Here is a 24,760-nt window from a genome sequence, read left to right as displayed (position 1 = left end):
GGCATGAGACACAAACAAGCTAAGCTCGTATCCGCCCTTGCCGCAACCGTCGTGATGGGCACGCTGACCGCAGCCTGTTCCGGAGGCTCTACGCCTGCCGCGCCGACTCCGGCCGCACCCCCAAAGACAACGCCCGAACAGACTGCCGCGCCGACCGCTTACCCGATCAAGACCGATCAGACCTTAACGTATTGGGCGGAGCTTCCAGGCAATCTGACCGGCGTGAAAGCAGCCCACGGGGAAGTTCCCTTCTATCAGGAGTGGCAGAAAAAAACCGGCGTACCGCTCAAATTTACGACCGCGCCGGTGAATCAGGCCAAAGAGACGCTGAACGTTATGCTCGCTTCCGGAAATTTGCCGGATATGATCGAGTACAATTTCGTCACCTTCCCGGGCGGGCCGGAGAAAGCGATCAAGGACCAGTACATTCTTAAGCTGAACGATCTGATCGACAAGCATGCGCCTAATTTGAAAAAGTATTTGAAGGAACATCCCGAAGTCGACAAGGCGATCAAAACCGATAATGGCAGCTATTACGTGTTTCCCTTCATTCGCGGCGACGACAGCCTGATGGTATTTCAGGGGCCGATCGTACGCAAGGACTGGTTGGACGAACTCGGGCTGCCAGTGCCGACGACCATCGACGAGTGGACGGCGATGCTGAAGGCGTTCAAGGACAAGAAGGGAGCGGCCGCGCCATTCTCCGTCAACAGCAAGCCCCGCGTATTTAACGATTTCAATGCGGGCGCCTTCTCCGGGGCATTTGGCGTTACGCGCAACTTCTATGTGGAGAGCGGGCAGATCAAGTTCGGCCCGGCGGAGAAAGGCTTCAAGGACTTCCTCGCCTTGTTCCGCAGCTGGTATGCCGAAGGCCTTCTCGACAAAAATATCGCCAATGTCGATACGAAGGCGCTCGACTCTAACATCGCCTCGGGCGCAACGGGAGCGACCGTCGGCAATGCGGGAGGCGGCATCGGCAAGTGGCAGCCGCTGGTGACGGCCAAGGACCCGAAGGCGAAGCTCGTTGCCGCGCCTTACCCGGTCTTGAAGAAGGGCGATACGCCGAAGTTCGGCCAACGGGATCAGCCGTTCACGCAAGGCGGCATGGTAGCCATCACCGCGAAGTCCAAAAACCCCGAGCTGGCCGCCAAAATGCTCGATTACGGCTACAGTGAAGCCGGGCACATGTTCTTCAATTTCGGCACCGAAGGCGTCAGCTACAAGCTGGAGAACGGCTATCCGAAATATACCGATCTGATTATGAACAATCCCGATAAGCTGGCTCCGGCTCAGGCGATGTCGATGTATTTCCGCAGCAACTACAACGGACCGTTCGTTCAGGACAAACGGTATATCGAACAATATTTGGCTTTGCCCGAGCAGCGTGACGCCGTCGGCATATGGCAGAAGACGGAAGCTGCCAAATACCAGCTGCCGCTGCTGACGCCGACGCAGGAGGAAAGCTCGGAATACGCCAAAATTATGACCGACATCGATACGCTTGTCGATGAAATGACGCTCAAGCTGATTATCGGCACGGAGCCGCTGGACAGCTTCGAGAAGTACGTGGACAAAATGAAATCGCTCAAGCTGGACCGCGCCATCGAAATCCAGAAGGCGGCGCTCGACCGGTACTCGAAACGGTAAATCGGTTTGTGTCGGGGGAGTGCGGCCTAAGCGCTCCCCCGCATCGGCAAAGAAGGAGGTCCGCTCATGGAGAAGACGCTGCCGGTCCAAGCCGTCAAGACGGATACCAAGCCCCGTTCTGCCTGGAGGCGCCGTTTCATTCGAGATTTTGCGCTGAATAAATATTTGTACGCGATGATGATTCCCGTAATGGCGTACTATGTAATCTTCCACTATGCGCCCATGTACGGGGCCATGATCGCGTTCAAGGATTACAGCCCGATGAAGGGCATCATGGGCAGCGAGTGGGTCGGGCTGACGCATTTCCGCGATTTTTTCGGCAGCTATTATTTTTGGCGCATTCTGAAAAACACGCTGCTTATCAGCCTGTTCACCCTGCTGTTCGAGTTCCCTGCGCCGATCGTGCTGGCGCTGCTCATTAACGAAGTGCGCCGCCGCGTCTTCAAGCGGTTCGTGCAGACGGTGACGTACATGCCTTATTTTATCTCGCTCGTCGTCATATGCGGGATGATCAAAGACTTTACGAACAGTGGAGGGGTCATCAATACGATCCTGACGACTTTCGGCTACGATGGGGAGGCACTGCTGCAGAAGCCTGATTTGTTCCGGCCCCTCTACGTGCTGTCGGAAATTTGGCAGCGTGTCGGCTGGGAGTCGATCATCTATATCGCGGCGCTGATGAGCATCGACCAGGAGCAATACGAAGCGGCCCGCATCGACGGAGCAAGCCGATGGAAGCAAATCGTGCATATTACGCTGCCCGGCATTTTGCCGATCATTACGATCATGTTTATTTTGCGGATGGGGAATATGCTGAACGTCGGGTTTGAGAAAATCATCCTCCTGTACAACCCGGCCATCTACGATACGGCCGACGTCATCTCGTCGTTCGTCTACCGCAAAGGGCTGCTGGAGTTCGGCTGGAGCTACAGCTCCGCCGTCGGCTTGTTCAATTCCGTGTTCAATCTGCTGCTGCTTGTCTCCGCCAATTATATCAGCCGCAAAATCAATGAGAACAGCCTGTGGTAAGCCTGGGAGGGATGTCCGATGATAGGCAGGCACAGCTTGTCGGATCGCGCGCTAGACGCGTTCGTCTATACGGTTCTGATCGTTCTTGTCGTCTTGACGCTTTACCCGCTGCTGTACGTGGCGTTCGCCTCGGTAAGCGACGCCGGCCGGCTGCTCGTCCACAAAGGACCGCTGCTGGCTCCGCTCGGCTTCAGTATGGACGCCTACCGGAACGTATTTAAAAACCCGGCGATTCTGACCGGGTATCGCAATACGCTGTTTATTCTGGTGGCCGGCGTGGCCGTCAACCTGCTGCTGACCTCACTGGCCGCCTACGTGCTATCTCGCCGGAACGTGCTGTGGAACAAGGCGTTTATGATGATTATCGTGCTGACGATGTTTCTGAACGGAGGACTGATCCCGCTTTATTTGACCGTGAAGGGGGTAGGTCTGCTGGATACGCTCTGGTCGACGATTATTCCGTTCTCCATCAACACGTTCAATCTGATCATCATGCGCACCGCCTTCATGGCCGTGCCGGAAAGTTTGGAGGAGTCGGCGAAAATCGACGGAGCGAATCATTTGACGATTTTATTCCGCATCATACTGCCGTTGTCGATGCCGGTTATCGCCGTCATGATCCTGTACTATGCGGTAGAGAAATGGAACGGGTGGTTTTACGCTTCGATCTTCATCCAGAACCGCGACCTGTTCCCGCTGCAGCTGACGCTGCGCGAAATCTTGATCGCCAACTCCACCGACAGCATGTCTCAAGGAGCCGATGCCGGCGACCGGTTCCAGCTCGGAGAGACGATCAAATACGCCACGATTATGGTGGCGACGGTGCCGATATTATGCGTATATCCGTTTGTGCAAAAATATTTCGTGAAGGGCGTTATGGTGGGAGCGCTGAAAGGATAGGCGGCCCGTAAAAAGATTCGGGCGCATACGTATAAAACCATGCCCAAGTAGACCACCCTTAGGAGAGGAGGGAGGTGAAAGGACATGGCCAAAGATGTGCTTTGCGAAGTGAACTCCTGCAAATTTTGGGCAAATGGAAACAAATGCAACGCTTCTTCGATTTACGTGGTTAGCCACTCGTCGCACGCGAGAACTTCCACGGAAACCGACTGCAAGACATTCGAATCGAAGCTGTAAAATCGGTTTCGGGAGAAAGGAGGGGCGGAAGCGCCCCTCTTCTTTGTTGTATTCCCCCATAGTATTGCCAATAATGATAATTATTATCAAGGAACTGCTTTTATTTTGTCAAAGCCTTAAAACCGCACTTCCTCGCCCTTCTCGGCGGATTCGTAAATACCGCAAAGAATCTTCATCATCTCTACGCCGTCCTCGACCGGGCTGATCGTCTCGAGCTCGCCCAGGCAGACGCCGATAAAGTGGTTCACTTCGTTCTGGAAGCCTTGAACGAAATCGAACGACAGGTTGTTGATCTGCGGAGTGACGTTCAGGATCGTATCGTACTTCTCGGTTACGATCGCCAGTTCCGGCTCGACCTCGAAGCCGCCTTTTTCCCCGAACAGCTTTACGGAAATTTCGTCTTTCTTGGTATGCAGCGTAAAGCTGACGTCGACGAGCAGGGAAGCGCCGTTCTCGAAGCGGATGACCGCGTTAGCCAAATCTTCCACGTCGTTATGCTCGGCATTGAAATCGGCCGCTTTGTAGTAGTTCAGGTTTTTGACGTTGGAGCGGTTGCCAAGCTTGCGGTACGTGTTGCCGCTAATGCTTTTCACTTTCGGACGGCCCATCAAATACCAGCACAGATCGATGACGTGAACGCCCAGATCGATCAGCGGACCGCCGCCGGAGCGCTCGATGTCGGAAAACCAGCCGCCCGGGTTGCCGAGACGGCGGATGCAGGTCGCTTTGGCATAATAAATGTCGCCGAACTCGCCATTGTCGATATATTGCTTAATGATCCGGGTGTTGGACGCATAGCGGCGAACGAAGCCGACTTGCAGCGTCTTGCCGCTCTTGCGGACCGCTTCCTCGACGGCCAGCGCTTCCTCGACCGTTTTGCACAGCGGTTTCTCGCACAGAACGTTCTTGCCGGCGTTCAGGGCGGCGATGCTGATCGGCGCGTGGCCGTTATTCCAGGTGCAGACGCTGACTGCATCGATATTCGGGTCCTTCAACAGCTCGTTGTAATCGGTGTATACGTTAGGAATGCCGTATTTCTCCGCTTTGGCGCGGGCCCGTTCTTCATTGAGATCACAGATGGCGTACAGTTCCGCTTGCGGGTTTTCTTTATAGGAGCGCAAGTGGCTTTCGGAAATCGATCCGGCGCCGATAACGGCGATTTTGACGATTTTGCTCATGGAAGGACACCTCGTTGGAATAAGTATGTTTTTATTCGGCCGCCACGGTTAGGACGGCCGTTCTCCACTGCATATTTTACCGTAACGGCAACCATATTGAAACGTTCAACATTGCGGATCTGAGTGCTTATTTTTGCGTTTATTGGACCCTTTGGGGGTTTAAACCGGTCGGGTCGCCGGCCACGACAGCTCCACGCCTTCGCTCGCAAGCAGCCGCTGGAATTGCTCCAGCTCTGGCTTCGTGTTACGCACCGCACGCGGCGAGAGGTCGCGTTCCAAGCAATAGGCGGCCAAGTAGCCGGCCGATTCGCCGATGTTCCACTCCACCGGATGCAGCCGGTAGCAGCCGTTCGTAATATGCGTTACGCCCAAGTTTTTGCAAGCCGGCAGCAGGTTGTTCATGCGCACCGGAATGAGCGAGCCGAGCGGAATCTGGAACGGCAGCGACGAGATGTCGATATAGTGGCGGTTGCTCGTGCTCGGATGGAGGTCGATCCGGTAACAGCCGATGCCGACGGAGTCCTCGAACGTCTCGGCTTTTCCGTCCGGACGGCAGTCGGTTGCGACGTGCTGCTCCAGCACGGTGAATTCCGCCTTGATCCGGCGGGCTTCACGGATATACGGGTACATGGCGAGCCCGTCCTCGGTGCCGACAATGTCTTTGCGCAAGCGAAGACCGGGGTAGCCCTGCTTGTCGTCGGGACGCGGAGCTTCCGTTTGCAGCCAGTACAGCAGAGAAAGACTCAACTGCTTGGCGCCCTCCAGGTGCTTGGCGCGCTCTTCCGCGCTCACTTCGAATACCGGGCCGAGCCAGTAGTCGTTTTGCGGCCAATTGACCAGCGTGGCGTTGCTTCTGTACGTGCCGGGCACAAAGTGCGATTTCTCCACGATCTGCCGGTAATGGAACAGCGAGTAACGGTCCGTGCCGGGGAACAGCTCGTATTGAACCGGCTCCAGCGAGTGCGGGCGGACGCCCGACCAGCTAAGCAGCTTGTCCGGCCAGAAGTCGGCTTTATAATTGCGCCAGAATTCGTATTGGGCCGGCTTGTCGATCGTGTGATCCTCGCCTTCAATGTGATCCATGGCGAAGCAATGAGTAAAGCCCTGCATATCGAGCGGATCGGCTTCGCCTTCGAGCGCATGCGGTTCCCCGGTCTGCGCCTGCGATTCGGAGCCGGTGACGTACTCGACTCCCGCGAGCGGCAGCACGTCGCCGCACTCGGTGGCGTCGATAAAGTAAGGAGCCGTCAGGGTAAGCTTGGCGCCGGTGGCGCTGCTGACGACGACGGCCGATACGACGCGGTCGCCTTCGGTTTCCGCCGATTCGATGGCATGACGGGTTAATATCGTCAACAGGCCGCTGTGTACATAAGGGGCCAGCATCTCGTTCAATACCGCATGCGCGGTGCGGAATTCATGACAAATCCGGCTAACGCCTCCTCCGCCCGGGTTCAGCCGGTCGTTGGCGCGCGCCTCCGGAGTAAGAGGGAAATGGTTGCGGTAATAGGCGCGGACGCCATTGCGGAACTGACGATAGCTGCGGGTGCTGCCGAATTGCTCGATCCACGGATGCTCGTCGGGCGGTACGGCCTGGCTGGTCAGCTGTCCTCCGATCCAGTCGGTCTCCTCCGTCATGATGACGGAGCGTCCCATGCGGGCTGCGGCAAGGGCGGCTGCGGTTCCTCCGGTTCCTCCTCCAATAATGACAATATCTGCATGCAGATGACGGTTCATCGGTTCGACTCCTTTGAAGGTAATGTGATGCTCCATGCGATCCTCTGTCAAAGCTGAAGTCATGCTATGGAGTGGACATAGATAGTTCCATTGTATGAAAAAAAACGCATTGATCCTATGGAGGCTGATGACCTTTTTTGGTACTTTGAACGTTTTTTCTCGACTTCTTGCCGATCCGGCAGCGGCGTATAATGGACAGACGGAACCTTTTATTGGGACATTTCAGAAGGGGAGGACGACCTCATGGAAGTATGCGGAATCGAGCGTGCTCGCCAGATGCTCGTGGTGGAGGCGCCGGACTACGTCTCGGTTCGGGCGAAGCTGAGTTGGTGGGAGCTGGGGGAAGGCGCTGCTGACTGGCGGCGGATCGGAGCCGCTTCGGCGGCGATCGGGCGGAACGGACTGTCCCCGCTGAAGCGCGAAGGGGATGGACGAACGCCGGCGGGCCGGTTCCTGATGGGAACCGGCTTCGGGGCGCTGCCCGTTCCGCCCGGACGATGGCCGTACCGGTTGGCGGACGCGCATGACTATTGGGTAGACGATCCGGGTTCGCCCGACTACAACACATGGGTTCGCTATACGGGGGACCCCGCCGGGCTGTGGCAATCGTTCGAACGGCTGGCGATTACGCCTTATCGAAAGGCCGCCGTCATCCGGTTCAACGAAGCTCCGATTGTCAGAGGCCGGGGCAGCGCGATTTTTTTTCACGTTTGGAGCGGCCCCGACTCCGGCTCGGCCGGATGCGTCACAGCCGCGGAACAAGACGTTCTTCGGGTGCTGGAGTGGCTTCGGCCGGAAGCGGAGCCGGCGATGGCGGTGGGCACGCGCCAAGAGCTGCTACGGCTTGCTCCTTTTGCGCTGTAGCTTTATTTGATTTTAAACTTCTCGACCGTCTCTCTCAGTTCTTCGGCCAACTGGGCGAGCGACATGGCGGCTGCGGCCGTTTCCTCGCTGCTGGCCGCCGCCTCCTCCGTAGCGGCAGAGATGCTTTCGACCGAGAACATCACGTCGGACGCTTGGGCCGCCTGCTCCTCGCTGGCCGCCGCAATCTCCATCACTTTCTGGGAAGAAGCTTGAACCATCGAGGCAATGTGCTCGAAAGCTTCACCCGTCTTGTTGGACGATTCCACCCCGACATTGACCGCTTCGACGCTGAGCTGGGTATTGCGCTGCATCCCTTTGATGATACCGGTAATCTGCTTGGTCGCTTCACTGCTCCGTTCGGCTAGCTTGCGCACCTCATCGGCGACGACCGCGAAGCCTCTTCCCTGATCGCCCGCCCGGGCCGCTTCGATAGCGGCGTTCAGGGCCAAGAGATTCGTCTGGTCGGCGATATCGTCGATTACCTCGATAATTTCTCCGATCTGCAACGAATCCTGGGCCAGCAGGGCGATCTGATTGTTCAACCGCTCCATGCCTTCATTTGAGGATCGTACCACCAGACCGCCATTGCGGGCGAGGTCCGTCGTCCGGCCCGACAGCTCGGAGGCTTCCTCCGCTCCGCGAGCGACGGAATGAATGGCCGAGGACAGTTCCTTGAACAGCTCGTTGATCGTCTGCGCCGCATTCGCCTGGCTGGTGCTGCCTCCTGCAATCTCCTCCGTGCTGGCGGATATTTGCTGAGCCGCCGCGGACACGCCGGAGGAGGAGGTCAGTACGGCCGAGATAATGCTGCGCAGATTGCCGACCATCGTGTTGAACGAAGCGGCGAGGTCCCCGAGCTCATCCTTGTTCTTCAGACGAAGCGGCTCTCCAGTCAAATCCCCGCGCGCAATTTCTTCCGCAGCCCGGGCTACGCTCAGTATCGCTCTGGACATTTGCCGGCTTATATAGAACGCGACCGCAATGCCCGCCACAAGCGCTATGAAGCTAAGCGTCAACAGCGTGCGAAGCGTGCTTCGCACTTTTTTGGTGTTGTTGGCGCTGCCCTCGTCCAACTGGTCCTGCTGCCATTTGAGCAGATCGTCCCCGGCCGCAATCAGCTTCTCGATGATGGGGGTTCCTTGGACGGAGGCGATTTTCAGCGCTTCGTCATGCTGGCCGTCCCGTTTCGCTTGGATTGCCTGGTTGCTCGCCTGAACGAATTGGGCTTCGAGTCCGTCCAGCTTGCTGAGATGCTCCCGGCCTTCCGCCGTGGTAGTTACTCGGCTGTACGCGGTACTGATCTTTTTATAATTTTCCCGGGCCTTGACAAGACTTTGATAATAATTCTCATCGCCGAACAGCAAATAGCCGCGAAACTGGACCTGTTCTTCCTTGGTAGCGAGCAGCAGATCTTTGGTCATGGTTACTTTCGATGCACGGTTTTCGATGAGATCGGTGTAAGAATCATCAATGGAGTTCATCTGGACATAGCTGATGGATGCGACGACGGCCATCAGGATCAGGACGGCAAAGAAGCCGCTGTAAAGCTTTTTGGCGACAGTCATTTTCACGTAAATCACTCCTGTGCATGGTTAGGTTAGTCGTAAAACGTTGCCGGCATCCGATTAGCCGGCACAGCTGTCGTCCATCTCTGCGAAGCCTGCCCTCTCTGCGTCGAACAGGGGACTTGTCCGGAGAAGGGTGATGAGCAGTTCTCCGTGTTGATACAATCCGTTGATCCATTTGTTACGGGCCATATAGGGGGGCGTGCTGATCGGCTGACCCGATAAGTGCAGCACACGGCTTACTTCATCGACCACGATGCCGATCTCCCGGCCTTCGTGCGCAATAATCATGATCCGCTCCGTTTTCGCTCCATGCGCTGGCTCCGGTTCCCGGAAGAGACGGTGCAGGCTGAGGACGGGGACAATTTTACGGCGCAGCGAAAGGATTCCTAGAAATTCGTCTTCCGCTTGCATGGTGGTCATCAACGGCTGCCTCCGGATAATTTCCGAAACCTCCAGAATAGGAATGCCGTACAGGATGCCATTAATGGAAAACACGACGTATTGACCGCCGATATCGTTCAAGGCCAAGCCTCCTTGTCGAATGATGGGACTGATTTTTCAAACACCGATTGTCGCTCAAGTCCACTCCCTCCCTGGAAAAGTTACCCTTCAATCGTGATACAATGAGTTCGTACAATTTGCGTTGTTCGATCAACATGAGGAGGCACAACCAACCAATGCACATGCAAAATACGCTGCCCGTTTTTTTGGTTTCCAAAGATGTCCATTCTGATTTTTCCGACGATCAGATTGTAAATATGTTCCTCGCTTCATGCGACCGCTCCCCTTATACGATAAGGAATTACCGCAACGCGATAGAGAGGTTTCGGCTTTTTATCGGCCATAAGCCGTTGAAGGACGTGACCTGGAGAGAGGTGGAGGCTTACAAGCTCAGCCTGGGCAAGGGGATGTTCACCAAAACGAACAAACCCCAAGCGCCTGCCACGATTGCGATTCAAATCGCTCCTTTGCGTTCCCTATACAAATGGGGAAGCGACCCGAATATCGGCTTATTTCCCCAAAATCCGACTACCTGCGTCCGTCTGCCCAAAATTCCGGTTACGAGCAGCCATCATTACTTGACCAAGAGCGAAGCGATCGGTCTGATCGAGCAATTGAAAAAACAAGGACATCGCAATTATTTAATCGGCTTAACCTTGCTTATGCTGGGCCTTCGGGTATCCGAACTGGTCGGCATCGAAGAAAGAGATTTTCATACCGATCCGCAGGAAACGTCGGTGTGGCTGACGATCCGCGGCAAAGGCGGGAAGGAGCGGGAAGTAAAAGTGCCTGCTATGCTGTGGCAGTTGTTGAGCAGCTATATTGCGAAGAACCGGAAAAACCATGACAAGCATGAAGAGGGGCAGCGATTGTTCCCCGTATCCGTGCGGGGGGTGGAGAAGATCATTAAGAAAGCGCGGGAAGACTGGGGTGTGGGGAAAAAAGTAACGCCGCATTGGCTGCGGCATACGAACGCGACGCTGGCTTTGTTGAACGGGGCCAGCCTCCAGCAGGTGCAGGAGTCGCTAGGCCACACGCACATCAATACGACCCAACGATATTTGCACACCGTGCAACAAATTCAAAAAGCAGCCCCCGACTATGTCGAGGACTGGCTGAAAAAACATTTGTAGGACTTTGAGCCCACTGTAATTACGCATATATATTGTTTTACTGGTCCGTTTTCACTATAATAAATTGTAGAAAAAAAACTGAATATGCGGAAATTACCTGAATTTTGTCGAACAACGCAAATTGTGCGAACCTTTTCGATTCTATCCTACAGGGTTCACCCGTTTACTCTTTCTTATTCCGTTTTACGGCCGTTTGATCGCCTTTTGCCGGTTGAGACGTTATCGGTCTTCAGACCTGGATAGCCGGATCAGCTTCAGCACGTCAAGCGGCTTGTCGTTGTGTTCATTGTACAACTGTCCCTTTTTTACATGATCGATATACAGGATGCCGTCCAGATGGTCGATTTCGTGCTGCATGCACACCGCCACATGGTCTTCGCCTTCCACATACGTTTCTTTTCCTGCTCGATTCCACGTTTTCACTTTAACGTACTTCGCCCGTTTCACCGTGCCGTAGACGCCCGGTATAGACAAACAAGCCTCGAAGCCGGACTGCTCGCCCGCCCGCTCCACAATGACGGGGTTGATCAGCTCGATCAAACCCGTTCCGTAATCGATTACGGCAATCCGTTTCGGAATGCCGACTTGCGGCGCAGCCAGTCCGGCGCGATTTTCCCCCGAATGGATCGTTTCCGCCAAGTCGTTAAGCAGCTTGACGATGTTCGGCGTGATCGCCGGGACGGGTTTGCACACGGTCCGCAGGACGGGATCGCCGATTTTGCGAATCATTTTTTCTGCCATGGTCTTGCGCTCCTTTTATAACGTTTAAAGGGAATCATTACTCCAGTTCGCCGAGAAAACGGCGCAGCAAATTTTCATTTCCGCCTACAAGGGTGTACCGGTGCGAGTTACGGTCCGGGTTTTCGAATACGCCTTCCTTCACCAGCACTTTGAAGGTGACGTAGACGGGGAGCCGGGGGGCTCGCTTGTACTCGCTTTTCTCCACGATCGTATCGAGCTTTACGTTCAATACGTCGGCAGTCTTCACATAGCCGCTCGTCTTGATCTGGCCAAGCGCGGCAAGCGCCAAATCCTTGAACAACCAGACGGGGATAATGTTGGAATAGGCGGAACGTCCGCCTTCAGTTTGGACGCGGATTTTGTCCCCGATCTTTTCCCAACGGGTGCGCGCCGTTACCGGCAAGTGATCGGCATCGCCGGCCGCTACCGGCTCGGCCGCCTCCTCCAAGCCGTTCAGGCGGTCCCATTCCTCTTTGAGCGCCATGATTTTATGAGCGAAGGAGCGGATATGTTTGGCGTATTCGGTACGATTCTGAATGGACTGCCAATCGCGCTGCTTGGCGAGCTCGCCGATTTCATCGGCCAAATCTTCTTCGTAGCCGGTCATTCCTTCGGAAAGCTCGTCGAGCGCCGAGCTGACGGCAGTAGGGTCGGGCATGGGGATCCACTCCTTTTTATACACAGTTTCAAACGAATGAAACAAGTATATTATTTTGCAACTGATTATATAACGAAAAATAAATCAATTCAATTTTGAAATTGGAATCAGGAGATAACAAAAACCTCCCGGAAAACCGGGAGGCTGACAGACGGAATGAAGGAAGAAATGCCAGGGGGAAATCACCATCTTCTTCTCCGGTAAAGAGATACGAAAACCGAAACCAGCACGAGCAGAACGAGCAGAGCGCCTGTCAAATAAGCGGATGTGTATGAAGCGGAAGTGGGGCCGGCACTTCCTTGGTTCCACATGGCACCCATCCCGCCGCCGCCGGGAGCGCCCATGCCACCGGGACCACCCATCCCGCCGGCGTCAAAAGGACCGCGACCTTGCCGTCCATTGGCTGCCGGTTGGTCGTTCATGCCTTGCTGACCGTTCGGAGCTTGCTGCCCTTCGGGAGCGGAGGGTGGGAGCAGCCCTTCGCCGCCTTCCGAGGCGGGAGCGCCTGCGGCAGTTTGCACCAGAGCAGGGCGTTCGGCTCCGGCTTCGGATGACGTCACATTGCCCTTATCCTGAGACGGGCCTCCCCATCCGGGTACTTGTTCCCGTCTCTGTCCTTGGCCTTGACCCTGAGCCTGCTCCTGTCCCTGCTGCCCCGGTCCTTGTCCTCTTCCACCGCCAGGACCGCCCATGCCTCCCCCGCTGCCGCTGCCGTCGCCCGAGGAGGCGATCGTGCCTTCGAGTTGTCCGGCATAGCTTTGCACATTGCCGGTATTGGACGAGACGAGTTGGGCGGTGCCGCTTTTAAACTGCTCGTACGAATAGAACGGGCGGGGATCCTGTTCCACATAGGGAGCTATCCTGTCGGCGATTTGCTGCACCGTGGCGTTAAAAGTATCGGGAGCCAGATAGCCTTCAATGGCCTCGCGGATGATTCCGTGGTACATCTCTTTGTAAGCATCGACTTGCAGCAGCTTGGCAACGAGCGGCCGCTCGCTCAAGGCGCCTTGGGTGGGCTCATCGATCATCAATGCAGCATTGCCGAGACCCCCGAACGCCATATTGTAATCCCATGGAAGCACCGAAAATATCCCTTCGTCTTCGTATAAATAATAATTTTGCTTGTTTTGCCCCAAGTAGCTGTCCGTGTTGACGGCCAGTACATTCAAGGCGATATAGCGGAGCGCCTCCTCCACGTCAAGCACGCTCTCGTAGTCCGAGCCGTTGTTCAGCTCGCGGAGCATGTCTACCAGCACGTCCCCGTTGGACGATTTGGACTTTTGAGCCAGAGCCGGGTAAGAGGAGAGCTTGTCGTCCCGCCACAGCAGGTCGCCGCCGTTGCCGCCCATCTCGGCTTTGTACAGCGCGCCATAAGCGTTGCCGAAATGCCGCTCCAGGTAGGAGTCGCCAATCTGCTCGACAGCCAGATAGAAGCCCCATAGTTTGTCGTTCACATAGACGTTGACATAGGAAACCTCGGGGACCGGCAAACCCATCTCGCGCGCCAATTCGTATGTCAGAAACTCCCGCATATACGTCGCATCGCTGTAATTGTTGTTCAGGTTGATCTTGTTTATGCCGTAAAACGTTTGGTTCGTTAAATATTCGTCGAACGACAGCTTGAAGCTGTACCGGTCCGAATCGGAGCTGACGACGCTCCGCAGACTAAGGTTCCCTTTGGTGCGTATTCCGATATGATCGAAGCGGACGCCGTTGTAATCGACCGAGGCGGTTTTCATTTCTTCCTCTGCGGCGTTGTCCAGCATATCTTGAAAATCGTTCGGATCGATCGTAATTTTCACATCGACCACCTTGTCTTTGGGAAACACAATCTGTTCGATCTTGTCCGTATCGGTCGAAGCGGAGGCGAGAGCGGTCCCGACGGAGCCTGCCGATTGAAGCGAGAACATCTTGCCGGTATACCCGACCAGCAGCATGACGATGCAGAGGCATGCCAGGATCGGGAGCGCAGCCTTCGAATTCATCTTCATAACCTCCAATCCCATCAGGATGCGTAATCGCCGCTATAGCTGATCAGTACGGCATGCTTGACGCCCGACAGCCCGGAGATCCGGTTGACGAAAGCGGCCTCGCGATCTTTCAGGCGCACTTCCAGCGTCATTTCCGTGTTGCCCGGCTTTACGGTTTTTTGCTTCACGTGGTAACGTTTCACGAGACCGTTCAAGGTGCGGTGCACCTGCTCCTCGCTATCGTCCCCGTCGCAGTTGACGACGAGCAGGTACGGCGTCTCCACCGCCATGCTTTTGATGAATAGAACAAGCACGAGACCGACAATGATCGAGCCCGCAATGGCCAGCGTATAAAATCCGGCCCCGCTTACAATTCCGGCAGCTGCCGACCAGAACAGGAAGATCAGATCCGTAGGGTCTTTGATCGGAGTCCGGAAACGGACGATAGAGAGCGCGCCGACCATCCCGAGCGACAGCACCAGATTGGAGTTGATGGCAATAATGACCATGGCCGTCACTAGCGTCATGCCGATCAGCGAAACATTGAAGCTTTTGGAATACAACACGCCGCTGAAAGTATGTTTATACAACATATAAATAAACAGGCCGATAAAAAAAGCTACGCCGAGCGTGATGAGGATCGTCCAGATGCTGATGTCGTTCGAGAAGTTGTCCAGCACCGATTTTTTCAAGATATCCGAAAAAGTTGTCGCCGTCTTGGCGGCCGTTTCCGCAGCAGTATCCATATTAATAGTCCTCCCAGTCGTTTTCTTTTAAATATTGGCGGCACATGACGTACTTGGAGGCCGATTGCCGGATCAGGCCTTCGTGCTGGATCGCCGAGCGGATATATTCGGGAATATATTCGTCGAACTTCACCTCAAGTATCATGGTGCCGTCGGGGATGGCCCGGACCGTCTCCAGCCGTTTATCGAACAGATCGGTTGCATGCAGTCCGGTCCGCAGCTCTTTGTCGAACGTAATGCGCACATTGCCGTTCTCGCAGACGTACGGCTCGCGTACATAATCGACAATAACTTTGGGGCGCAGCAGGCGCTGGTTCGTCTGAGCGTACATGTCCGCCAGCAGCGGCTTCTCCGGCACGTTCAGCACCTCGTAATCGCCGGCGGCAATCGCGTCGAAGGCGGGTCGCGTCAGCGGCTCCTTCACCTTGGCGATCGTGTCCAACCGTTTAATTTTTTTCTCCAGATGGATGACGCGGTCTTCCAGGTTGTAAATGCGGATGCGATACTTGCTTCTGTCCCGGATGCCGCCCAATTTCTCGTGCAGCGCCGTGTTCCGGATATCGTCGAAGTAAAGGCTGCGAATATGGTATTCGCCCGTGTCGCCGACATGCGGGTCGGTCTGAGCCATGTATCGCAATCGCTGCCGGATCAAATAATACTGGGCGTAGTTGATGAAAAATTTGAGCTCGTTGCGGAATTTCATCTTGGTCTGGGGCCGTGTCATGCCGGATTCCTCGCTTTCTTTATGGGGTGTTTCAGGGCGTCGGTATCGGTTTACATGGCTAAGTATACGCAGTTATTATTATTTTTTTATGAATTTGAACTGAGCGCAAACTGAAGGTACGCCTAGAAAGCGCTGAAAAAGGATTTGATGAAACCGCTTCAATTGAGTAAGATGAAGGGAATCTTGCTATCGATTTCCGGGTACGACGATTACGGACTGGAAGGTGGAATGCAAACGTGGAAGCGGAATATTTGCTGAGGGTGGTCATAGCCGGCCTGTGCGGTGCTTTGATCGGCTACGAACGGAAAAACCGGATGAAGGAAGCCGGCATTCGCACGCATTTCGTTGTCGCGGTCGGAGCGGCACTTATGGTCGTTATCTCGAAATACGGTTTTCGGGATCAGATGGGCTGGGAAAGTCTGGCGTTCGACCCTTCGCGGATCGCGGCCCAAGTGGTAAGCGGGGTCGGTTTTTTGGGAGCGGGCATGATTTTTATGCAAAAACAGACGGTGCGCGGGTTGACGACGGCGGCCGGCATATGGACCACGGCGGGGATCGGCATGGCGATAGGGGCTGGACTGTACGAGGTGGGCGGCGGCGTAACCTTGCTCGTTCTGCTGGCGCAAAAGCTGCTGCACGGCAAGCATAGATGGCTGTCTTCCCCCAAGACGGAGACACTGTCGCTGCGCCTGAGCAACGAGCCTTCCGCGGTGGAGCGTATTTTGAGCTTGCTCGGGGAGAAGGGCATTTCCGTGGTCGGTTACCATGTCGAGCAGGCTGCTGGCGACCCCGCCGCGCTCCACTTGGAGATGAGCTTGCGGTTTTCCGGTCATGTGCGGGTCGAGCAACTGATGCCGATCATTCAGGAGTTTCCGTTTATCCAATCGGTGGAGGCTTCTTAGCCGAAGGGAGGGGCCGGCTGTTGGCCGCTTCATGCAGATCAAGGAGACGCTCGGCGTCCCCTTGATTGGAAGTGTGCGGAATGCAAAAATAACCCTTCCGGTTGAAACTGGAGGGGCTTCGTGTTACAATGAAATTCGATTGTCGGATAAATTCGAGGAGTTTCATCTGTATTTATCCAACATAATATTATCACAAAGAGTTGTTGTTTGTCAAATGCTTTTTCAAGCCCCCGATCAACCATAAAGGAGCGGTGACAGTGAGCGAACTTACGTGGCCGGAGGAGCAGCAGCGGGTCGGCCGGATCGTCGCGATTATCGAAAGCAGACTGGATGCGCTGGAAGGGCAGGCAGGCGGTCTGAAAGAAGACATTTTGCACATTCGCAAAACGTTCTGGGACGACGTGACCGTCAATACCGAAGACGACACGGAGCTTGCGGAAACATTCGCGAGCATGAAGCAGCAGGCCGAGATCTTATCGGAGCGGGAGCGCGGCCACCGGCATGCGATGAATCAGCTTAAGGCGCTGGCCCGGTTAAGACAGATTCCTTACTTCGGACGTATCGATTTCCGCGAGGAGCGGGAAGGCGATGCGGAGCGCTACTATATCGGCACGAGCTCCTTGCTGGACGACAGCGGCTTGCAGTTTCTCATCTACGACTGGCGGGCTCCGGTGTCCAGCCTTTATTATGATTATGGGCCGGGGGCAGCGCAGTATACGACGCCGGGGGGCGAAATCCAGGGCGAGATGGAGCTGAAGCGGCAGTTCATTATCCGCGCCGGGACGATTCGCAGCTTGTTCGATACGGGCGTCACGATCGGCGACGAGCTGCTTCAGGAAGTGCTCGGCAAACAGTCGGATGCGCAGATGAAGAGCATCGTCGCTACGATTCAACGCGAGCAGAACCGGATTATCCGCAACGAAAAGGCCCGCCTGCTCGTCGTGCAGGGAGCGGCGGGCAGCGGCAAGACGTCGGCCGCCCTGCAGCGCGTAGCATACTTGCTGTACCGGTACCGGGAAACGTTGAGGGCTGATCAGATCGTGCTGTTCTCCCCGAATCCGATGTTCAACAGCTACATCTCGACAGTGCTCCCCGAGCTGGGCGAGGAGAATATGCAGCAGACGACGTTCCAGCAATATATGGAGCACCGTCTCGGGCGGATGTTCCGGATCGAGGACCCGTTCGAGCAGATGGAGTATACGCTCACGGCGATGAACGAGCCCGGCTACGAGGCCCGGACGGAAGCGATCCGGTATAAAGCGTCCGCGGATTTCCTGCGGCTTCTGGACCGCTATGCGGCATCCTTGTTGAAGCAGGGGATTCGATTCAAAAATATCGTGTTCCGCGATGAGGTGCTTATCTCTGCCGACCGGCTGCGGGATAAATTTTACGAGTTGGACGCGATATCGTCGATTCCGAACCGGATGCAGGCTTTGGCGGAGTGGCTGCTGAAGGAGCTTACGGCGCTTGCCAAGCTGGAACGCCGTAAGCCGTGGGTCGAGGAAGAAATCGAGCTTCTGGACAAGGACGATTACATTCAAGCTTTCGAGAAGCTGCAGAAGAAAAAAAGATTTTCCGACAACACGTTCGACGACTTCGCCAGAGAGCATGAGCAGCTAGCTTTCATGGTCGTACAGGAGCAGTTCAAGCCGCTCCGGACGCAAGTAAAGCGGCTTGCTTTTCTCGACGCGCCGGGCGTCTACCGGCAGCTGTTCGAGGAGCCTGCATTCGCCGCTGCCTTGGCCGAAGGAGAACCGCTGCCCGCCAGGTGGGAAGAAATTGGCGTCCAGACGGTGGAGCGTCTGGACCGAGGGGAACTGGCGAATGAGGACGCCGCGCCTTTCATGAACGTGCTGGAAAGGCTGGAAGGGTTTCAGACGAACACTTCGGTGCGGCATGTATTTGTCGACGAGGCACAGGATTACTCGGCCTTTCAGTTCGCGATGCTGAGGCGCCTGTTCCCGCAGGCGAGAATGACGGTGCTCGGCGACTCGAACCAGGCGATATACGCCCATGCCGCCGTGCAAAGCGGATTTGCGGCTCTGAGTCGGCTGTTCAAGGAAGAGGAGACCGAGCAATTCATCCTGACCCGCAGCTATCGGTCTACCCGCGAGATCGTCGAGTTTACCCGCGGCTTGGTAGAAGGCGGCGAGGCGATCGAACTGTTTAACCGTCCGGGACCGAAGCCGACGGTGACCGCGGCGGCCGATTCGTCGCAGCTTGTCGAAGCGATCGTCGAACGGATTGGCCGGATGCAGGCAGAAGGGCATCGTTCGATCGCGGTTATTTGCAAAACGCTCGAAGAAAGCAAGGAAGCGTACGATGCGCTGCAGACGAGGCTGCCGATCAAACGGGTCGGCACCGAGACGTCCTCCTTCGAGCAGGGGACCGTGGTCATACCCGCCTATTTGGCCAAAGGGGTCGAGTTCGACGGCGTGGTGCTGTACGACGCTTCCCGGTCGCGTTACGGCCGGGAAAGCGAGCGCAAGCTGTTTTACACCGCGTGCACCCGAGCCATGCACGAGCTGCATATCGGCTATATCGGGGAATCGTGCGGTTTCTTGCAAGAGGCCGATCCTGCGACTTATGTAAGGGAATAGCGGAAGGCGGCGCGGCACGGCATTGACTTGCGGCCAGCGAACCGCGCCGCAGTTGGTTGAACGCAGAACAGGGAGGGGCGCATGCCAATGATAAAATGGGATGGACATTCGCATACGAAATTTTGCAAGCACGGGCATCCGGACGAGTTGGAACGTTATGTGGACCGGGCGATCGAGCTGGGCTTCGAACGGTATTCGGTAACGGAGCATCCGCCGCTGCCCGAAAAGCTGATCGACGATGAACGGCTTATGGCCGAGCTGGCGATGGGCTTTGACGAACTGCCGGCCTACTTCGATTATGTGCGTGCGTATCGCAACCGGTATGAAGGCCGCATCGAGGTGGCCGTCGGTCTCGAGTTCGATTACTTGCACGGAAATGCGGCGTTCACGGAACGGTTGGCTGAGCCATGGGCGGACGTGCTGGAGGACAGCGTCATGTCGGTCCACTACTTGCCGGGGCGGGGCGGCATGCGCTGCATTGATTACAAGCCGGACGATTTCCGGATTCATTTGCTGGACTACTACGGGACGATGGAGAAGGTGGTCGGCGAATATTTCGATCATGTCGAGCAGGCGATCGAGATGGCGTCCGGATTGCCGGGACGGAGAAGGATTGGCCATCTCGGCTTGATCGAGAAGTTTCGCCACGAGCTGCCGCCGATCGAGGAAGAGCAGATTCGCGGCAGGCTGGAGCGCCTGCTGCCGCTGCTGGTCAGGACGGGGGTCGGCGTAGATGTCAATCTCGCAGGCCTGCGTGTGGCTACCTGCGGCAAGCCTTACGTGCCGGAATGGTTCATCCGGGCTTGTACCGAGGCAGGCGTCGATTGCGTCTACGGCTCCGATTCCCATAAGCCGGAGCAGGTCGGCTTTGGCTGGGACTATTACGCCAAGGCGGTCGAATGCTGAGATCCTTTAAAGTGCAACGGCGCGGCGCGACCGGAAGCGCGCGGTCGGGAATCTGGCGTCGGGCGGTTATCTGGTAAGCGGCCGGAACGGGAGCGGTCCGGGCTTTTTCAGCGATGCTGGCTCCGTACGAGCTCGGCGAGGGCACTTGGCTCCCCGCACATTGACATTTTTCGGCCGCTCCCGTTATACTTTGCAGTAGTCGCGCCAGCCGCGCGGCAAATCGCAGGAAAGGGCAAGGTACCCGTGCCATGGACTACAACTCTTAATTGCAAGGGAACTCGTTGAATCATGCAGTGCATGATGCAAATCGAAACATACCCGGAGATTGGGAGACGTCTGTCCAGAAAACCACGTACCGTCCTTGAAATGCCGATATGCCGTTCAGGCATTTGCTGCGCCTTTTTTTGTATTTGCCGTTTGTTGAACGCGAGCTGCCAGAAGTAAGGGCGGCGGAGGCGCATAAGCTGCGCTGAGAGCGACAAGTGGGCAGTCGCGGCGCCGGCATGACGCGTATGGACCGCATCTTTAGGATGCGCGGAATCGACGACGAACTCCTCTCCGAATAAAAACGGGGAGGTTTTTTTATGTTAAGACTGGAAGCGAATCAAGCGGAGCGCCGCATTGGCGACAGATTGTTATTTCGGATAGAGGGCGTATTGCGACTGTACGAAAGAGAACGCGTCGGACTGGTCGGCGTAAATGGAGCGGGCAAGTCCACACTTCTATCCGTGCTGGCCGGTCTGGAGGAGCCGGACGCAGGCACGGTCACGCGGTACGGGTCGGCGGCCATCGTCCGGCAACTCGACGATGCGGAGCCATTGCCGGACGGCGGAGACGAGCTGCCTCAGGCGGAGGAGTATGCGGCAATGAGCGGCGGAGAGCGGACGCGCTGGAAATGGGAACGGGCGCTGCGCCAGCAAGCGGCGCTGCTGTTCGCCGACGAGCCGACGAGTCATCTCGATACGGACGGAACGGCGCTAGTGGAAGAGCAGCTGCGAGCCTATGACGGAACCGTACTGCTGATTTCCCACGATCGGACGCTGCTCGACGCCGTTTGTACCCGGATTCTCGAGCTGGAGGACGGCTCCCTGCACGATTATGCCGGCAATTTTAGCGAATACGTACGTCAGAAGGAGCTGCGCCGCGAGCGCGAGCGGTTCGAATACGAGCAGTATGCCAAGGAGAAGAGAAGGCTGGAGCAAGCGGTCGTCGACAAGTCCGAGCAAGCCAAGGGCATGCGCAAGAAAGTGACCGGCAAGATCAATACCGAGGCCAGGCTGGGAAAAGACATGTTCAACCGCCGTAAGTCGAAGATGGAAAAGACGGTGCAGACGATTCAGAAACGGATCGAGCAGTTGGAGGTCAAAGAAAAGCCGAAAACGCAGGATCCCCCGATATTCGATGTCCGCTACCATAAACCCATATATGCCAAAGAGGCGATAAGTCTTGAGCGGGTAAGCGCCTCCTTCGGGGAACGCGTGCTATTCCAGCCATTTTCCTGCAGCATTTCTCCGGGAATGCGGCTCGGGATTGTCGGAGCCAACGGTTCCGGGAAAACGACGCTGATGCGCATGATTATGGACCAGAAGCAAGGCATCCGCATGGCTCTTGCCAGCCGGATCGGTTATTTCGATCAGAAACTCGATATGCTGCGGGACGATCGGACGGTGCTGGAGCAAGTGGCTTCCTCCAGCGATTACCCGGAGTCAGCGATCCGCACCGCGCTGGCCCGTATGCTGCTGAAACGGGACGACGTGTTCAAGCCGGTATCCGTGCTGAGCGGCGGGGAAAGAGTAAAAACGGCACTCGCGCAGCTATTTATGAGCGAATGCAACATGCTGTTGCTCGACGAGCCGACCAACTATTTGGATATTTTTGCTCGGGAGCAGCTTGCCCGTGTCTTGCGGGAGTATCCCGGTACGCTGCTGTTTTGCTCGCACGACCGGTACTTTCTAAACCAATTGGCTACTCATCTGCTTGTCATCGAGAACGGGCGATGGACATTGCACTACGGCGGGTACGCCGAGTATGCGGAGCGCAAACGGAAGAGGAAAGCGGATGAAGCCGGGCCGAAATCCGGTTCTGGCGCGGACAAGGAGGCGACGGACGTACGTCCGATCGGGCTGACGCAAACAGTCCAATGCTTGCCGCTCACCCATGTGGAGCGGGAAGAGGAGATCATGAGGCTGGAGCTGGAGCTGACCGGGGTGCTCGGACGTTTATCCGCTCCCGGCAAGTACGACGACAAGGAGCTGCTGGAGAACCGGTACACGGCTTTGCTGAGGCAATTGCGGCAGCTGCGTTGACGTTTTGCCGGCTTGCTGCGAAAAATCGTCCGCATCCGAATTCGTTTTCATCCGTATAGCATACTAACGACGACGGGAGTGGATGACGATGACGATTCCGCCGCAAGACAAGATTTTCGAGCCGGACGGGCAAGAAGCGGGCAATCCGGAGAGCGCACGCGCTTTGTGGAGGCGCGAGGATACGCGGATGCGGCTTGAGCAGGAACTGGCGCTTGCGGAGCGCTGGGAGCGGGAGCAGAAGGATTTGTGGTTTTGGGAAAAGCTCGGGCGGCTTCCATTCCTGCTGCTCGATAAGCTGACGCCCCGCGTCATCCGCAACAAACTCGGCCAGGCTATCGACGAGCTGGGCGGTTATGTGCAGAGCGGCGGCCGCTACTTGCTGTCGCAACGGGCCGTGCTGGCTGCACTGGATCAGGAGGCCCGGGAGCGGGGGTGCGGCGGCGAAGCTCCGATAAGCACCGTGGCGCAAGCGGCCGACTTGCCGCTCGTCGTCATGGATCAGGCAGCCGACCGGCTTGCGGCGAACGGCCGGAAAGTCGCTGCGGTACAAGGCGCCACAACCGGGATCGGCGGGTTGTTTACGCTGGCCATCGATATACCGGCGCTGCTTGGCTTATCCTTGAAGGTACTTCAGGAAACGGCGCTTTGTTACGGTTTTGATCCGAACGACCCTCGAGAGCGCGTATTTATAGTCAAATGCTTGCAATTCGGCTCTTCCGACATCGTCGGTAAGCGGGCTTTATTGGAGGAGTTGGCCGTCTTCGACCGGGGAGCGAACGACCGGCAGTTGGTTTCCCAACTGCAAGGGTGGCGGGAAGTGGTGGCGACGTACCGGGACAACTTCGGCTGGAAGAAGCTGTTCCAGCTCGTTCCCGTAGCCGGGATGCTGTTCGGTGCGCTGCTCAACAAAGGCACGGTCGGCGATACGGCTGAAGCCGGCAAAATGCTTTACCGTAAAAGAAGAATTTTGCTTCGTTTGCAAGAAGAGCGCGAAGGGTGAGTCGTCTCGATCCCCGTATTGCCTTTGTGGGCAAGCGGGGATTTTAGACTTTGCGGAGAGCGGTTCGAATTGATGTTGCACCGCTTTAAAGCATCGGGTAAGCTTAGTCATGAAGTTATTTCTATTTGAAGAAACGAGTGATTGCGATGAACGGCGGGATCGTGGCCATGAAGGCTATATTGGAAGAATTGAAGCCATCCGAGCGAAAAGTGGCGGAATATATATTGGAGCATCCGAAAGACGTCGTCAAACTCTCCGTCCAGAAGCTGGCGGAATATAGCGGCGTGTCGGAGGCGACGATTATCCGTTTGACGAAGACGATGAGCATGAAAGGCTTTCAGGAGCTGAAGCTGCGTATAGCCGGCGACCTGAGCTCGAATATACCGACAGGCACTTATGAAGAGATCAAGATGGGGGCTTCCGTCGACGAGATCATCCAGGCGGTAAGCAACAATAATAAACAGTCGATCCAGGATACAATGTCGGTGCTTTCCTCCGAAGAGGTGGAGCGGGCGGCGGAAGCTTTGTCCAAGGCGCGGAAGATCGACGTATACGGCATGGGCGCTTCGGCGGTCATTGCTCAGGACATTCATCAGAAGCTGAGCCGGATCAACTGGTGGTGTCAGGCTTATGCCGACTTTCACGCCCAGCTGACCTCGGCCGTTACGCTGACGGACCGCGACGTTGCATTCGGGATCTCGTACTCCGGCCAGACCGATGAGATTATCGAAACGTTGACCGAAGCGAAGAAGCAGGGCGCCACGATTATTACGCTTACCAAATTCGGTTCTTCACCCGTTGCCGAGCTGGGAGACATCCGGCTGTTCACGAGCTCCGTGGAGCAAAGCATCCGCAGCGGTGCTATGGCTTCGCGCATTGCCCAACTGAATGTGGTCGATATTCTGTTCATTACGATCGCCAGCAGACAGCAGGACAAGGTCATCCCGTTGCTGGATAAAACAAGGCTTGCCGTCAGCCGCACGAAGCGGACTTGACCGTTCTACAGGCGCGCCGAAAACGCAATATCTTTTTTTTGTAAATAAAATTTGCATTCGGCGAACAAACGTGATAAAGTAATCAACGTTGTGTTTGAGAGGATAAGCGATTACTCCCATGGATTCTGTGCTTGCCGGTATTCGATACCCTGGTCTGGATGAAAAAAAGAGGGTTGCATTTCAAAAACCAATGTGGTAAGATGTAATTCCTGTCAGCCGGGTGTACAACCATCGGTTGAAGGGATTGAAAAAAAAGAGTTGCAAAGCGATAATGAAATGTGATATAGTAATTCTCGCTGTCGCAACAAAATGTTTGCTCTTTGAAAACTGCACAACGAGTGATAAGCAAAACGCAAGTGTAACGAAATGAGCAATCTGCTCTAGAATAAACGGTGACTTCCGCGAGGGAGTATCGACCTTA

General features: G+C 56.0%; 22 protein-coding genes. 12 read left to right on the top strand and 10 right to left on the bottom strand.

Features of this window, described 5'->3' with window-relative positions:
- The first annotated feature begins 3 nt into the window (after positions 1 to 3).
- From ABD796_RS24745 to ABD796_RS24730, 4 genes are all read left to right on the top strand, one after another.
- Entirely contained in the window at positions 4 to 1,647 is a 1,644-nt protein-coding gene (locus tag ABD796_RS24745; protein ID WP_344913015.1) for an extracellular solute-binding protein, read from the top strand.
- Positions 1,648 to 1,713: 66 nt separating this feature from the next.
- Complete coding sequence (locus ABD796_RS24740; RefSeq protein WP_344913013.1) at positions 1,714 to 2,676, top strand: ABC transporter permease; 963 nt, start codon at positions 1,714 to 1,716, stop codon at positions 2,674 to 2,676.
- Positions 2,677 to 2,694: 18 nt separating this feature from the next.
- Complete coding sequence (locus ABD796_RS24735) at positions 2,695 to 3,576, top strand: carbohydrate ABC transporter permease (protein WP_344913010.1); 882 nt, start codon at positions 2,695 to 2,697, stop codon at positions 3,574 to 3,576.
- Positions 3,577 to 3,660: 84 nt separating this feature from the next.
- Entirely contained in the window at positions 3,661 to 3,813 is a 153-nt protein-coding gene (locus ABD796_RS24730) for a DUF1540 domain-containing protein (protein WP_344913008.1), read from the top strand.
- A 116-nt stretch (positions 3,814 to 3,929) separates the two neighbouring features.
- On the opposite strand, the gene ABD796_RS24725 is transcribed toward ABD796_RS24730, so the two are convergent.
- Both ABD796_RS24725 and ABD796_RS24720 read right to left on the bottom strand, forming a co-directional pair.
- Positions 3,930 to 4,991: a Gfo/Idh/MocA family protein gene (locus tag ABD796_RS24725; RefSeq protein WP_344913006.1), complete on the bottom strand. Its 1,062-nt coding sequence runs from the start codon at positions 4,989 to 4,991 to the stop codon at positions 3,930 to 3,932.
- A 159-nt stretch (positions 4,992 to 5,150) separates the two neighbouring features.
- A complete protein-coding gene (locus ABD796_RS24720; RefSeq protein ID WP_344913004.1) occupies positions 5,151 to 6,725 on the bottom strand; it encodes an FAD-dependent oxidoreductase in 1,575 nt (524 codons plus the stop codon).
- A gap of 243 nt (positions 6,726 to 6,968) precedes the next feature.
- Here ABD796_RS24720 and ABD796_RS24715 point away from each other — a divergent pair, with 243 nt between their 5' ends.
- Positions 6,969 to 7,589 carry a L,D-transpeptidase family protein gene (locus ABD796_RS24715; RefSeq protein ID WP_344913002.1) on the top strand — a complete coding sequence of 207 codons (621 nt, stop codon included), beginning with the start codon at positions 6,969 to 6,971 and terminating at the stop codon, positions 7,587 to 7,589.
- Between the two features lie 2 nt (positions 7,590 to 7,591).
- Here the strand turns inward: ABD796_RS24715 and ABD796_RS24710 are convergent, their stop codons facing one another.
- Both ABD796_RS24710 and ABD796_RS24705 read right to left on the bottom strand, forming a co-directional pair.
- Complete coding sequence (locus tag ABD796_RS24710) at positions 7,592 to 9,154, bottom strand: methyl-accepting chemotaxis protein (protein WP_344913179.1); 1,563 nt, start codon at positions 9,152 to 9,154, stop codon at positions 7,592 to 7,594.
- Positions 9,155 to 9,214: 60 nt separating this feature from the next.
- Positions 9,215 to 9,679, bottom strand: coding sequence for a chemotaxis protein CheW (locus tag ABD796_RS24705; RefSeq protein ID WP_344913000.1), 465 nt, complete (start codon positions 9,677 to 9,679; stop codon positions 9,215 to 9,217).
- A gap of 155 nt (positions 9,680 to 9,834) precedes the next feature.
- Here ABD796_RS24705 and ABD796_RS24700 point away from each other — a divergent pair, with 155 nt between their 5' ends.
- Positions 9,835 to 10,791: a tyrosine-type recombinase/integrase gene (locus tag ABD796_RS24700; protein ID WP_344912998.1), complete on the top strand. Its 957-nt coding sequence runs from the start codon at positions 9,835 to 9,837 to the stop codon at positions 10,789 to 10,791.
- Positions 10,792 to 11,010: 219 nt separating this feature from the next.
- Here the strand turns inward: ABD796_RS24700 and def are convergent, their stop codons facing one another.
- From def to ABD796_RS24675, 5 genes are all read right to left on the bottom strand, one after another.
- Positions 11,011 to 11,532, bottom strand: a complete 522-nt coding sequence (def, locus tag ABD796_RS24695) for a peptide deformylase (RefSeq protein WP_344912996.1) — start codon at positions 11,530 to 11,532, stop codon at positions 11,011 to 11,013.
- Between the two features lie 37 nt (positions 11,533 to 11,569).
- Entirely contained in the window at positions 11,570 to 12,190 is a 621-nt protein-coding gene (locus ABD796_RS24690; RefSeq protein ID WP_344912994.1) for a hypothetical protein, read from the bottom strand.
- Positions 12,191 to 12,372: 182 nt separating this feature from the next.
- Positions 12,373 to 14,175 carry a CotH kinase family protein gene (locus ABD796_RS24685; protein WP_344912992.1) on the bottom strand — a complete coding sequence of 601 codons (1,803 nt, stop codon included), beginning with the start codon at positions 14,173 to 14,175 and terminating at the stop codon, positions 12,373 to 12,375.
- Between the two features lie 20 nt (positions 14,176 to 14,195).
- Complete coding sequence (locus tag ABD796_RS24680; protein WP_344912990.1) at positions 14,196 to 14,906, bottom strand: DUF4956 domain-containing protein; 711 nt, start codon at positions 14,904 to 14,906, stop codon at positions 14,196 to 14,198.
- A 1-nt stretch (position 14,907) separates the two neighbouring features.
- Positions 14,908 to 15,630, bottom strand: a complete 723-nt coding sequence (locus ABD796_RS24675; protein ID WP_344912988.1) for a polyphosphate polymerase domain-containing protein — start codon at positions 15,628 to 15,630, stop codon at positions 14,908 to 14,910.
- 236 nt (positions 15,631 to 15,866) lie between these two features.
- On the opposite strand from ABD796_RS24675, the gene ABD796_RS24670 reads away from it, so the two are divergent.
- From ABD796_RS24670 to ABD796_RS24645, 6 genes are all read left to right on the top strand, one after another.
- Positions 15,867 to 16,532, top strand: a complete 666-nt coding sequence (locus tag ABD796_RS24670) for an MgtC/SapB family protein (protein WP_344912986.1) — start codon at positions 15,867 to 15,869, stop codon at positions 16,530 to 16,532.
- Between the two features lie 251 nt (positions 16,533 to 16,783).
- Positions 16,784 to 19,132 (top strand): RNA polymerase recycling motor HelD, encoded by a 2,349-nt coding sequence (gene helD / locus ABD796_RS24665; protein WP_344912984.1) that lies wholly within the window; start codon positions 16,784 to 16,786, stop codon positions 19,130 to 19,132.
- Between the two features lie 87 nt (positions 19,133 to 19,219).
- On the top strand, positions 19,220 to 20,038 hold the full coding sequence (gene hisJ, locus ABD796_RS24660; RefSeq protein ID WP_344912982.1) for a histidinol-phosphatase HisJ: 819 nt from the start codon (positions 19,220 to 19,222) through the stop codon (positions 20,036 to 20,038).
- A gap of 584 nt (positions 20,039 to 20,622) precedes the next feature.
- Positions 20,623 to 22,344 (top strand): ribosomal protection-like ABC-F family protein, encoded by a 1,722-nt coding sequence (gene abc-f, locus ABD796_RS24655; RefSeq protein WP_344912980.1) that lies wholly within the window; start codon positions 20,623 to 20,625, stop codon positions 22,342 to 22,344.
- Between the two features lie 187 nt (positions 22,345 to 22,531).
- A complete protein-coding gene (locus ABD796_RS24650; protein WP_344913177.1) occupies positions 22,532 to 23,344 on the top strand; it encodes an EcsC family protein in 813 nt (270 codons plus the stop codon).
- 146 nt (positions 23,345 to 23,490) lie between these two features.
- Positions 23,491 to 24,339, top strand: coding sequence for a MurR/RpiR family transcriptional regulator (locus tag ABD796_RS24645; RefSeq protein WP_344913175.1), 849 nt, complete (start codon positions 23,491 to 23,493; stop codon positions 24,337 to 24,339).
- A 180-nt stretch (positions 24,340 to 24,519) separates the two neighbouring features.
- Here ABD796_RS24645 and ABD796_RS24640 read toward each other — a convergent pair.
- On the bottom strand, positions 24,520 to 24,760 hold a 241-nt coding region (locus tag ABD796_RS24640; RefSeq protein ID WP_344912977.1), incomplete at its 5' end, for a hypothetical protein.

This window comes from Paenibacillus hodogayensis, assembly GCF_039536325.1.
Lineage (GTDB): Bacteria > Bacillota > Bacilli > Paenibacillales > NBRC-103111 > Paenibacillus_AB > Paenibacillus_AB hodogayensis.
This window is presented reverse-complemented; position numbering and strand designations above follow the sequence as displayed.

Coding starts and splice junctions, on each gene's coding strand:
- abc-f (WP_344912980.1), top strand. CDS start 20,623: ATGTTAAGACTGGAAGCGAATCAAGCGGAGCGCCGCATTGGCGACAGA.
- ABD796_RS24725 (WP_344913006.1), bottom strand. CDS start 4,991: ATGAGCAAAATCGTCAAAATCGCCGTTATCGGCGCCGGATCGATTTCC.
- hisJ (WP_344912982.1), top strand. CDS start 19,220: ATGATAAAATGGGATGGACATTCGCATACGAAATTTTGCAAGCACGGG.
- ABD796_RS24675 (WP_344912988.1), bottom strand. CDS start 15,630: ATGACACGGCCCCAGACCAAGATGAAATTCCGCAACGAGCTCAAATTT.
- ABD796_RS24650 (WP_344913177.1), top strand. CDS start 22,532: ATGCGGCTTGAGCAGGAACTGGCGCTTGCGGAGCGCTGGGAGCGGGAG.
- ABD796_RS24645 (WP_344913175.1), top strand. CDS start 23,491: ATGAACGGCGGGATCGTGGCCATGAAGGCTATATTGGAAGAATTGAAG.
- def (WP_344912996.1), bottom strand. CDS start 11,532: ATGGCAGAAAAAATGATTCGCAAAATCGGCGATCCCGTCCTGCGGACC.
- ABD796_RS24720 (WP_344913004.1), bottom strand. CDS start 6,725: ATGAACCGTCATCTGCATGCAGATATTGTCATTATTGGAGGAGGAACC.
- ABD796_RS24710 (WP_344913179.1), bottom strand. CDS start 9,154: ATGACTGTCGCCAAAAAGCTTTACAGCGGCTTCTTTGCCGTCCTGATC.
- ABD796_RS24715 (WP_344913002.1), top strand. CDS start 6,969: ATGGAAGTATGCGGAATCGAGCGTGCTCGCCAGATGCTCGTGGTGGAG.
- ABD796_RS24685 (WP_344912992.1), bottom strand. CDS start 14,175: ATGAATTCGAAGGCTGCGCTCCCGATCCTGGCATGCCTCTGCATCGTC.
- ABD796_RS24740 (WP_344913013.1), top strand. CDS start 1,714: ATGGAGAAGACGCTGCCGGTCCAAGCCGTCAAGACGGATACCAAGCCC.
- ABD796_RS24690 (WP_344912994.1), bottom strand. CDS start 12,190: ATGCCCGACCCTACTGCCGTCAGCTCGGCGCTCGACGAGCTTTCCGAA.
- ABD796_RS24730 (WP_344913008.1), top strand. CDS start 3,661: ATGGCCAAAGATGTGCTTTGCGAAGTGAACTCCTGCAAATTTTGGGCA.
- ABD796_RS24745 (WP_344913015.1), top strand. CDS start 4: ATGAGACACAAACAAGCTAAGCTCGTATCCGCCCTTGCCGCAACCGTC.
- ABD796_RS24735 (WP_344913010.1), top strand. CDS start 2,695: ATGATAGGCAGGCACAGCTTGTCGGATCGCGCGCTAGACGCGTTCGTC.
- ABD796_RS24700 (WP_344912998.1), top strand. CDS start 9,835: ATGCACATGCAAAATACGCTGCCCGTTTTTTTGGTTTCCAAAGATGTC.
- ABD796_RS24680 (WP_344912990.1), bottom strand. CDS start 14,906: ATGGATACTGCTGCGGAAACGGCCGCCAAGACGGCGACAACTTTTTCG.